The organism is Pseudomonas sp. P5_A2_2 (genome assembly GCF_054177685.1).
The window spans coordinates 1-11,207 of sequence record NZ_JBGCUL010000078.1; the positions used below are offsets into that span (position 1 = coordinate 1).

Consider the following 11,207-nt stretch of genomic DNA (forward strand, 5'->3'; position numbering starts at 1 on the left):
TTGTGGGTGTCAGCAGCGCGGCCGTTGATCAGACGGACTTCATTCTGGCCACTTGAGGTCCTGGTCAGTACTGTCGCAGGGAGCGTGGACCGCGGAGGGGAGGGCATGGATGCCCTCCCTTTCTCTTTTCACTCAATTGTCCATTAGTTATCGGGGGGCAGCAGCGTTAGCATTGCCTGCGAACAGGATCACCTTGCATTTTGTGTCAGTAATGCTGGCTTAATCCGGATTCGCTGATATCAACGCCTTGCGCAAGGCAACCGAGCGCGTGCGTTCAATTGATTGTTAGTACTATTTCTGACGGCTACACTCCAACCCCATGAAACGCTACCTGCGGTTTTGCTTCATTTTCGTGATTAGCCTGGCGCTTCCCCTCAGCGGGATGGCGGGCGTTCAGGCACCGACAGAACCTTGCCCGATGAAGACGATGGGCATGGCGATGATGGACGATATGGGGATGGACTGCTGCAACGATATGAAAAGCCCGACCGAGCACGGCAAACCCTGCAAGCCGGGCCAGGAGTGCAAGACTGGCGGTATGCTGCAAGTCTCGATCGACAAGCCTCCTGTCACGTTGTTCAGCCCTGTAGTGCTTTCCTCTTCCAGCGATTCCATGCCTGTACCGACCCCTTCCGGGGTATGGCGACCGCCTCGCGTTTGATTCCTGTCCCACATTGAGCCTCATTCCGTTTTAGCGGGATGGCATAGCTGCGCGCATTTCTTTTGACGCTTGCAGTGGATGATCACAGGAATCGTAGACATGAACTCCAAGTGCTATTGCACAGGTTGGTCCCTCGTGGCCGGTCTGGCGGTTAGCGTACTGGCATTGCCGAGCTTCGCTGGCGCATTGACACTCGATGAAGCGCTGCGGCTGGCCGAAAACAATGCGCCGTCGCTGGCTGCACAAGATGCAAAGATTCAAGCTGCCAGCAGTGCGGCTATACCCGCGGGTGAATTACCTGACCCCAAGTTGCTGGCAGGTGTGCAGAACTACCCCATCGGCGGCCCGGATCGCTGGAGCATCAACGACGACTTCATGACCATGCAAATGGTCGGGGTCAGGCAAGAGATGCCCAACGGTGACAAACGCAAAGCTCGCATCGAGGTCGCCAACGCCGGCGTTGATCGCGCTGCCGCCGAGCGTCGGGTTGCACGACTGAACGTACGCCAATCCACGGCATTGGCCTGGATCAGCAGCTACTCGGTCGAGCGCAAAGATGCGCTGTTCCAGGACTTCTACAAAGAAAACCGCCTGCTGGCCGATACCGTCCGGGCCCGGATTGCAGGTGGCCGCGCTCAACCCGCCGATGCGGTGACGCCCAAGCAAGAAGCGGCCCAACTGGCGGAGCAACAGGACGATCTGATTCTCCAGAGAGCGCAGGCCCGAGCGGCCCTCAAACGCTGGATTGGCTCCGCCGCCAACGACAAGCCTGTGGGCAGCTTGCCGCAGTGGCCTATCGATTCCTCAAGCTACGCCCATAAACTGCAACACCACCCCGAGTTGACAGCGTTTGCGCCGATGACCCGCGAAGCGCAAGCCAAGGTCCGTGAAGCCGAGTCTGAGAAAAAGTCAGACTGGAGTTGGGAGCTTGACTATCAACATCGCGATCGCCAGTTCGGCGACATGGTCAGCGTGCAATTGTCCTGGGACTTGCCGCTGTTTCCTGACTCCCGGCAAAACCCCAAAATCGCAGCCAAACAGGCTGAACTCAGCCAGCTTGAGGCTGAGCGCGAAGCCCTGTCACGCGAGCACACTCAGCAACTGGAAAACGAACTGGCTGACTATGCACGCCTGAATCGTGCGGTAAGCCGCAACCAGGAAAGCCTGCTGCCGCTGGCCAGGGAAAAGGTCGAACTCAGCATGGCCAGCTACCGTGCCGGCAAAGGCGATTTAAACGCCGTTGTGGCCGCCCGACGTGAACTCATCGAAGCCCGACTCAAACAGATCGACGTGGAGGAGCAGCGAGCGCTGACCAGTGCGCGTCTGTATTTTGCTTATGGGGAGTCCAGCCAATGAACCTTACAAAATGGAACGGGGCATGGCTGGTTGGCATTTCGCTGGCATTGGGTGTTGCCGGTGGCTACTGGTTCGCTCACCAGCGCATGAGCGCGGTACCTGTTGCGGCCCAGGAGCAGAAACTCAATTCGCCGGACGAACGCAAGGCACTGTATTGGTATGACCCCATGTACCCGCAGCAAAAATTCGATAAGCCGGGCAAGTCCCCCTTCATGGACATGCAACTGGTCCCCCAGTACGCCAATGGAGGTAGTGACCGTGCGACGGTCAGTATCGATCCAGGCCTGACTCAGAATCTCGGTCTGCGTTTTGCGACTGTCACTCGTGGAAATTTTGAGTCCAGTCTCGACGTGACAGGTGTCCTGGCGTTCAACGAACGGGATGTCGCGGTAATCCAGGCACGCACCCCGGGCTTTGTGGAGCGGGTCTATGCCCATGCACCCGGTGATGTGCTCAATGCCAACGCGGCATTGGCGGATATCCTGGTGCCGGAGTGGGCGGCCGCTCAGACAGAGTTCCTTGCCCTCAAGCGCAACGGTGATGCCGACCTGCTGGCTGCGGCCCGCCAGCGACTAAGGCTCACAGGGATGCCGGCTGCGCTGATCACCCAGGTAGAGCGCAGTGGCAAAGTCCAGCCGAACCTGACCCTCACCAGCCCCATCAGCGGCGTGCTGCAAGAGTTGAACGTACGTGCGGGTATGACCGTGGCGGCTGGCGACACTCTGGCACGCGTCAATGGCTTGAGCAGTGTCTGGCTGGCCGTGGCCGTTCCGGAATCGGATGCCGGAGCTATCACCGTGGGTCAGGCAGTCGAGGCGCGCTTGCCAGCTTTTCCAGGGGCAACGCTCAGTGGCAAGGTCAGCGCGATTTTGCCCGAGACCAATCCGGACAGCCGCACGCTTCGTGTGCGGGTGGAACTGCCCAATCCAGATGGGCGCCTGAGACCAGGTTTGACAGCGCAGGTCCGCCTGAATCGTACAACTGAGCAAAGTGTATTGTGGGTGCCGAGCGAAGCGGTGATTCGCACTGGCCGACGTGCCCTGGTGATGCTCGCCGAAGATGCGGGCCGCTACCGCCCAGTGGAGGTGCAACTCGGGCAGGAAAGCGATGGCAAGACGGCGATCTTGAAAGGCCTGGAAGAAGGCCAGAAGGTGGTTACGTCTGGCCAGTTCCTCCTCGATTCGGAAGCCAGTCTCAAGGGCATTGTTGCTAATTCGGAGCAAGAGTCGCCACCCAGTGGAGCAGCCGCCAGTTTGCATGAGGCGGATGGGCAGATCGTTGAGATCAACGATAAAGAAGTCACGCTCGCCCATGGTCCTTTCAAGACACTGGGCATGCCTGGCATGACGATGACGTTCCCACTCGCCAATCCGGCGCTGATGCAGGGCCTTAAAGCGGGTGACAAGGTACGGATCGCTGTGAGCCAGACTGACGATGGCTTGCGGGTCGAGCGCCTGGATAAATCGGGAGTTCAACCATGATCGCCGCCCTTATTCGTTGGTCAGTGGCCAATCGTTTCCTGGTACTGCTGGCGACGCTGTTTGTCACGGCTTGGGGCATCTGGTCGGTGCAGAGCACGCCCATCGATGCATTGCCGGATCTCTCCGATGTTCAAGTCATCATCCGTACCCCCTTTGCGGGACAAGCGCCGCAGATTGTCGAGAATCAGGTGACCTATCCGTTGGCCACCACGATGCTCTCGGTGCCGGGCGCCAGGACCGTGYGTGGTTACTCGTTCTTTGGCGACAGCTTTGTTTACGTGCTGTTTGAAGACGGCACTGACTTGTATTGGGCTCGCTCGCGGGTGTTGGAGTACCTGAGCCAAATTCAAAGTCGGTTGCCGGCCAGTGCCAGGCCGGCGTTGGGGCCGGATGCGACGGGAGTGGGCTGGATCTACCAGTACGCACTGGTGGATCGCAGTGGCGGACACGATCTGGCACAGCTACGCGCACTTCAGGACTGGTTCCTCAAGTTCGAACTCAAGACTCTGCCCAATGTAGCGGAGGTGGCCACCGTGGGGGGGATGGTCAAGCAGTACCAGGTGCAGCTTGATCCGCTCAAACTGGCCAGCCTCGGCATCACTCAGGCCGAGGTATCCGAGGCGATCGGCAAAGCCAACCAGGAAACCGGTGGTGCCGTGCTGGAAATGGCAGAGACCGAGTTCATCGTGCGGGCTTCTGGCTACCTGAAAACGCTCAATGACTTTCGGGCGATCCCGCTCAAGCTCGGTGCGGGCGGTGTTCCAGTGACCCTTGGCGATGTCGCCACCCTTCAGTCGGGACCGGAAATGCGGCGTGGCATCAGCGAACTCGACGGCGAAGGGGAGGCGGTCGGCGGCGTAGTGATTTTGCGTAGCGGCAAGAACGCTCGCCAGACCATTGCTGCGGTCAAGGCCAAACTCGACGAACTGAAAAGCAGTCTGCCGGCCGGCGTGGAAATCGTCACCACTTACGATCGCAGCAAGCTGATCGACCGTGCGGTGGAAAACCTCAGCCACAAGCTCATCGAGGAGTTCATCGTCGTTGCGTTAGTCTGCGGGATCTTCCTCTGGCACCTGCGCTCATCGCTGGTGGCGATCATCTCGCTGCCTGTTGGTGTGTTGATTGCCTTCATCGTCATGCGTTACCAAGGCATCAACGCCAACATCATGTCCCTGGGCGGGATTGCCATTGCCATCGGCGCCATGGTCGACGCCGCGGTGGTGATGATCGAGAACGCCCACAAGAAGATCGAGGCCTGGCATGCGGCCCATCCCGGCGAAGAGCTGAAGGGTGAACATCATTGGCATGTGATGACTGAAGCTGCGGCGGAAGTGGGACCAGCGCTGTTCTTCTGTCTGTTGATCATCACCCTGTCGTTCATTCCAGTGTTCACCCTGGAAGCTCAGGAGGGACGCCTTTTCGGCCCATTGGCTTTCACCAAGACCTACGCCATGGCCGCAGCGGCGGGATTGTCGGTGACCCTGGTGCCAGTGCTGATGGGCTACTGGATTCGGGGGCGAATTCCCGGTGAGCAACAGAACCCGTTGAACCGGTGGTTGATTCGGATCTATCAGCCGGCTCTGGACGCGGTCTTGCGTCGACCAAAGATCACTCTGCTGGTGGCGCTATTGGTTTTTGTCAGTGCGCTATGGCCAATGTCTCGCCTGGGTGGCGAATTTCTACCCCCGCTGGATGAGGGCGACCTGCTCTACATGCCTTCTGCACTGCCGGGATTGTYGGCACAAAAAGCGGCGCAACTGCTGCAACAGACTGACCGCCTGATCAAGACCGTGCCAGAAGTCGAGCACGTTTTCGGTAAGGCCGGTCGCGCTGAAACCGCGACAGATCCGGCGCCTCTGGAAATGTTCGAAACCACGATCCAGTTCAGACCGCATGAGCAATGGCGTCCAGGCATGACCCAGGAAAAACTGGTGGAGGAACTGGACCGTGTGGTGCGTGTGCCCGGTCTGACCAACATCTGGATACCGCCGATTCGTAACCGCATCGATATGCTTGCCACGGGGATCAAGAGTCCCATCGGCGTGAAAGTCGCCGGCACCAACCTGACGCAGATCGATGCCGCGACACAGGCGATCGAGCGAGTGGCCAAGGACGTGCCCGGTGTCAGTTCGGCGCTGGCCGAGCGACTGACCGGCGGCCGCTATATCGACGTGGATATCGACCGCAAGGCCGCCGCCCGTTATGGGCTGAACATCGCCGATGTGCAGTCCATCGTCGCTGGCGCCATCGGTGGTGAAAATGTCGGCGAGACCATTGAAGGGCTTGCACGTTTCCCGATCAACGTACGTTACCCACGAGAGTGGCGCGACTCGCTCGGCGCCCTGGAGCAACTGCCGATCTACACCCCGCTGGGTAGTCAGATCACCCTGGGCACGGTGGCGAAGGTCAAGGTCAGTGACGGTCCGCCGATGCTCAAGAGCGAAAACGCACGACCTTCAGGCTGGGTATACATCGATGTCCGCGGTCGGGACATTGCCTCGGTGGTTGCCGATCTGCGTCGGGTCGTCGATGAACAGGTCAAGTTGCAACCGGGCATGAGCCTGAGCTACTCCGGGCAGTTCGAGTTTCTCGAAAGGGCCAACGCACGCCTCAAACTGGTGGTGCCGGCCACGCTGTTGATCATTTTCGTGCTGCTCTACCTGACGTTCGCCCGATTCGACGAGGCTTTGCTGATCATGGCCACTCTGCCATTCGCACTGACTGGCGGGGCATGGTTCCTCTATCTGTTGGGCTTCAATCTGTCGGTCGCCACCGGAGTCGGCTTTATCGCTTTGGCCGGTGTTTCTGCCGAGTTCGGCGTCATCATGCTGCTCTATCTGAAGAATGCCTGGGCCGAACGTGAAGACCTCGGCGACAGCTCTGAGCGCGGACTGGTGGCGGCGATTCGTGAAGGTGCCGTGCAGCGGGTTCGCCCCAAGGCCATGACCGTGGCCGTCATCATTGCAGGCCTGTTACCCATCCTGTTGGGCAGCGGTACGGGCAGCGAAGTGATGAGCCGCATCGCCGCGCCCATGGTCGGCGGTATGGTCACGGCACCTTTACTGTCCCTGTTTGTCATTCCGGCAGCCTATCGCTTGATGCGTCGTCGGCAGCTCACTATCGAACCTCAAACCCTTAAAGGAAAAATCGTATGAAACTGACCCTTGTTGCAGTCGCAAGCACCGCCGTTGTGTTGTCGCTTTCTACTTACGCGCAGGACATGCCAGGAATGAAAATGGAAGGTATGGGCGACATGGAAATGAAGCAGGAGTCGAAGCCGGCTCCTGTCGCCAGCGCCGAGGGTACGATCAAGGCGATCGATCCCGCGAAGCATACGGTGACCCTCGCTCATGGCGCCGTTCCAGCAGTGCAGTGGCCGCCAATGACCATGGCCTTTTCAGTGACGGAAGATCAACTGAAAGGGCTGGAGGTTGGAGACCCTGTATCGTTTTCCTTTCGGCTGGAGGGCGGTAGAGCCACGATTGTTTCCATAAAAAAATGAAGGGCTGATGTTGCAGGTGACCGGTACCCATCGTCGTGCCGGTTTTTACCATTTGGGTCAGGTTGAAGTTTCTGTGCAATCCGTTCGTCGGTCCTGATGCTCTTTTGTTGAACTCGGGCTGAATGCACTTATCGAAAAAAACTGTGGGAATGCTTCCCACACAATGATGCCAACCGGCTCTCAAGGATCGTGCGGATGCCACAGTTGCTCGTGGTTGCTGCACATTTATGACCGTGCCGGTTGCCCGGCCGCTCCAGTGGGCGGCCGGGAACTCAACTGGACATTGCGTTCGATACGGAGGTGACGACGCAACGCCAAGCGGAGGTACATCATGCTGCTCAAGAAAACTTTGTTGGCTCTGGCAATCGGCGGGGTCCTGTCGGCATCGACTGTCCTGGTACCCGATTACATCGCAAGTTTCTCCAGCGCGTATGCCAAAGATGGTGGTAGCGGAGGCGGTGGTGGTCACGGCGGTCACGGTGGTGACGGCGGAGGCGGTAACGCTGGTAGCGGCCATGGAGATGGCGGCGGTCATGGCGCTGCAGGCAATGGCGGTGCAGGTGCTGGTGCTGCAGGCAATGGCGGTGCAGGTGCTGGTGCTGCAGGCAATGGCGGTGCAGGTCATGGCGCTGCAGGCAATGGCGGTGCAGGTGCTGGCGCTGCGGGCAATGGCGGCCCGGGGCGCGGTGACGCTGACCATGGCGCAGTGGCCGGGAATAGAGGYCCCGGCATTGCGCATGACAACGACGATGACCATGGTGGCRTGGCCGGGAACAGAGGTCCCGGCAATGCGCGTGACAACGACGATGCCAATGACAACGATGCCGCAGATGCAGCCAGGGACGCTGCCAAGGCTGATGCGGATGCAGCACGGGACGCTGCAAAAGCTGCTGGCGTAGCGGGCGCAGATGCAGCCCGGGACGCCGCCAAAGCCGACGTAGCTGCAGCCCGGGACGCCGCCAAAGCCGACGTAGCTGCAGCCAGGGACGCCGTCAAGGCCGACGTAGCTGCAGCCAGGAACGCTGCCAAAGCCGAGGTGAGCGCAGTCAGAGAGGCTGCCCAAGCCAAGGCGAGGGAAGCCAGAGAGGCTGTGGCTGACGCCCTGGATGCCCCGGATGAGGTATCGAACTAAACCTGCACGTTCGGCAATGAACATGGCAGGCATACCGTAGAAAACGTCCCGGGAGCTTGAGGGACGTATAGCAAAGAGTCGCAAGCCCTGAAGCGTAGCGGGGCTTGCGACTTTTTTTCGAAATCGTGTCGCCTTCACGAGTGATGAGCAAGTCGCTCGGATTCGAGAGGGGGGATTGCTCGGCCCGGCAAGGTTATTCAGGTATGAGATAAACTTGGGCCCTTTCGGCACAAGACTCAGGAGAGGTGATGAATGGAATCGTTTAGCGTTCGCGAGCTGAAAAAGACTGACGCTCAAGCGTTGCTGGCATTCGAAGTCCATAACCGTGAATGGTTCGAATCCCATATTGATGCGCGCGACCCTGCTTTTTACTCGTTGCAGGGTGTCGCCGATCACATAGAAAGCTATTTGTCCGATTTTGCCATTGGCGCCTGGCACCCGTTTGTCATAGAGGATTCCAATCAGAGAATCGTCGGTCGAGCCAATCTGAAAAGCATCGACTCATCGACCCGTTCTGCGCAAGTCGGCTATCGGATTGCTCAGAGCGCGTGCGGGCAGGGGCTGGCCACGCTGGCGCTGAGGCATCTGGTCCAGGAGGCACGGATGCGCTGGGGGCTTACGCAACTGGTTGCCTTTGCCTACAAGGAAAATGTGGGCTCAAGAAAAGTCCTTGATCGTTGTGGATTCCAGCTGGAACAACCCTCCTGTAACGAAAATTCGGGGAACGAAGACCGATTCGTCCTGTTGGTCCAGATAAGATCCCCCAGCGATTCAGAGCGTCGGCAGCAGGTCGGTGACGCCCCCGGTCACTCCTGCGGCGCTTGATCTTCAGCCACCTCTTTCCAGCTGTCATCCGGATCGAAGCGCTTCATCGATTGCGCCAGTTTTTCACCACCGGGCCCCAGGTCTTTCTCGAACACCTGTCCTTCATGACTGATCATGAAACTCATCACCCCGGTGTCATCGTATTTCGCCGGCCAGGCGATCAGGGCAAAGCCCCGGCTCATCTTGTCACCGATGAGGTAGCTGTAGGCGCCACCCGGTGCCGAAGGACCCTGGCCATCGAGGATACGGAAGCGGTAACCATGCCACTCTTCGTCGGCAATGGCTTTGCCGAACGAAGGTCCCAGCGGGCTGATCTGGCCGCTGTCGTCTTCCGCCCAGTAGAGTCCATCGTGCTTGCCGGGGGTGCTGAAGATTTTCTGCGCATATTCGAGTGCGCCGTCTCCGTCTCGATCGACTGACGCGTAGTCCATCTGGGCATCGTGATAGGCCAGCACCGATTGCACCGCGGCCAGTTCGTTGCGGCCGATTTGACGGGCACGGATCTCGGCACTGCCGGCCTTCAGGTCGAAGCGCCAACCGTTAGCGTCTTTTGTCATGGGGATGGGCAGTGTCCAGTTCTTGCTGCCGACCGCCAGGACAACCTGGCGGTAACTGGTGTTTTCAAAGTGGTGTTGCTCGCGGTATTGCTGCAAGAACGCATCCACATCTTTGCGCTGTACACCTTCGCGGGGGATGTAATTGTGCCAGTCACTGCCAAGCAGCTCGGTCAGGCGTGCCTGGTCGGCGTGTTCCGTGCCCAGTGCCTGGACAAAGGCTTCAGCGGCCTTTTCTGGCGTTGGAAAGGCCTGCTGTGCCGTCGCCACGCACGACCACAACAAGCCGGCAGCTATCGCAAGGACATGAGGGAGCAAGCCCGTGAGTCCCTTCAATCGAGGATGGTTTTTCAACGACGGCCCCCCCTTTGACGCGCTGGTGGACTGGACGGCCGGCTGACCTGGTGACCGGCCGATCGCGCGGCACTGGGGCGTTGGGCGGATGCCTGGCTGGCCCGGCCACGATTGGCCTGGACGTTGGCCTGGGACGGTGAGCGTGCGCCGGCGAACGCATTGTTGCGGGCACTGCCGGCACTGGCGGCCGGTCGTTGATTCGCCGTCTGACGCGTCTGCGCCTGGCCCTCTCTGCGCTGATTGAGCTGAGCGCTCTGGTTCCTGGGCTGCTGATTCTCCCGGGTGTTTCTGGCCGTGCCCTGACCTCTGTCAGCCGCCTTTGGCCTGTCTGCACCGGCCTGCAACCGATTGTCCCCCGCGGTTGCGGACTGGAGTTTGCGTGTTTGATCACGGGCTTCGCGGTTGCTGGTGGCAGGTCGTTCGATACCGTGCCTGTCCATTGAGGTGCGGGCATTTTCACGTGCCTGGGTGCGCTGGGCATTGTCCCCGCGATAGGCTTCACGCTGATTGGCGCCGTTCAATTGGCGGCCGTACTGTGCGCGGCTCGCGCTGTCTCGATAGGGCACGCCATTGCGGTGCACCGGGTTGTGCTGCCATTTGTTCTGGTTGTTAGTGATGCGGTTGTTGGTATTGATGTTGTTGTAGCGATTGACGTCGATATCAATGTCGTTATTGCCCCAATCACATTCACCCCACAACGATCCAACGATCGCCACACCAGCGCCAAACGCCAGTCCGGCCATCAGGGCCTGACCAGGGTAATAGGCCGGTGGCGGTGGATAGTACACGGGCGGCGACGCCGGGTAGGCCCAGGTGCCGTAGGTGGTGGTCGGGTTATAGGTGGGGACGTACACCACCTGCGGATCGGCAGGCTGGATGATGATGGTGGAGTTGCTGGCCGGGGCCGATTCAGGGGCTGGAGCCGGTGCCGCAGTCGTGGTCGCCGGTGCCGCGACATTCTGGATCGTCACGTTCTGATATTGGTTGCTCTGCAGGTTACCAGCGGCCTGGGCCTGATGACGCAAGCGTTGTACGCCGTTCATGACATCGTCGGGCTGCGCCAGGAAGGCATCACCCAGGCGTTGGACCCAGACGGGATCCTGCCCCAGCGTTGCCAGAACCTGCGGGAAGGCGACCAGCGCCTGCACGCTCGGATCCCAGGGCTGGTTCGCTACCTGTTTGACTGCATCATCGCCCTTGGCGTCCGGGTGCGCTTTGGACCAGGTGACCGCCTCGCCGACTTCCCCCGGGTAGGTAGTGGCCATCAGTACCTGTGCCAATAGTGGGTCCGGGTAAAGCGCAATGGGCGCCAGCATTTGATCCAGCTGTTCCTGGGTAAACA

At 59.7% G+C, this 11,207-nt stretch carries 9 protein-coding genes; 7 read left to right on the forward strand and 2 right to left on the reverse strand.

The features are described from left to right. Positions 1 to 319: 319 nt before the first annotated feature. The 7 genes from ACXRVY_RS08680 (at position 320) to ACXRVY_RS08710 (ending at position 8,957) form a co-directional block, all read left to right on the forward strand. Positions 320 to 661: a hypothetical protein gene (locus tag ACXRVY_RS08680; protein WP_223462574.1), complete on the forward strand. Its 342-nt coding sequence runs from the start codon at positions 320 to 322 to the stop codon at positions 659 to 661. Between the two features lie 99 nt (positions 662 to 760). Next, on the forward strand, positions 761 to 2,017 hold the full coding sequence (locus tag ACXRVY_RS08685) for a TolC family protein (RefSeq protein ID WP_223462573.1): 1,257 nt from the start codon (positions 761 to 763) through the stop codon (positions 2,015 to 2,017). Continuing rightward, positions 2,014 to 3,498, forward strand: coding sequence for an efflux RND transporter periplasmic adaptor subunit (locus tag ACXRVY_RS08690; RefSeq protein WP_223462572.1), 1,485 nt, complete (start codon positions 2,014 to 2,016; stop codon positions 3,496 to 3,498). The genes ACXRVY_RS08685 and ACXRVY_RS08690 overlap by 4 nt, the downstream gene beginning before the upstream one ends. Continuing rightward, the gene (locus tag ACXRVY_RS08695) at positions 3,495 to 6,653 is read left to right on the forward strand and encodes an efflux RND transporter permease subunit (RefSeq protein WP_458237253.1); all 3,159 of its coding nucleotides are present in this window, start codon (positions 3,495 to 3,497) and stop codon (positions 6,651 to 6,653) included. The genes ACXRVY_RS08690 and ACXRVY_RS08695 overlap by 4 nt, the downstream gene beginning before the upstream one ends. Beyond that, a complete protein-coding gene (locus ACXRVY_RS08700) occupies positions 6,650 to 7,000 on the forward strand; it encodes a copper-binding protein (RefSeq protein WP_223462570.1) in 351 nt (116 codons plus the stop codon). The genes ACXRVY_RS08695 and ACXRVY_RS08700 overlap by 4 nt, the downstream gene beginning before the upstream one ends. 431 nt (positions 7,001 to 7,431) lie before the next feature. Continuing rightward, complete coding sequence (locus ACXRVY_RS08705) at positions 7,432 to 7,899, forward strand: hypothetical protein (protein WP_458237254.1); 468 nt, start codon at positions 7,432 to 7,434, stop codon at positions 7,897 to 7,899. A gap of 485 nt (positions 7,900 to 8,384) precedes the next feature. Beyond that, a complete protein-coding gene (locus ACXRVY_RS08710) occupies positions 8,385 to 8,957 on the forward strand; it encodes a GNAT family N-acetyltransferase (RefSeq protein WP_223462569.1) in 573 nt (190 codons plus the stop codon). Here the strand turns inward: ACXRVY_RS08710 and ACXRVY_RS08715 are convergent. Together ACXRVY_RS08715 and ACXRVY_RS08720 are read right to left on the reverse strand one after the other, a co-directional pair. Continuing rightward, positions 8,939 to 9,781 (reverse strand): DUF2950 domain-containing protein, encoded by an 843-nt coding sequence (locus tag ACXRVY_RS08715; RefSeq protein WP_223462568.1) that lies wholly within the window; start codon positions 9,779 to 9,781, stop codon positions 8,939 to 8,941. The genes ACXRVY_RS08710 and ACXRVY_RS08715 overlap by 19 nt on opposite strands. Positions 9,782 to 9,861: 80 nt before the next feature. Continuing rightward, the coding region (locus ACXRVY_RS08720) for a DUF3300 domain-containing protein (protein ID WP_458237255.1) at positions 9,862 to 11,207 on the reverse strand (1,346 nt) is incomplete at its 5' end.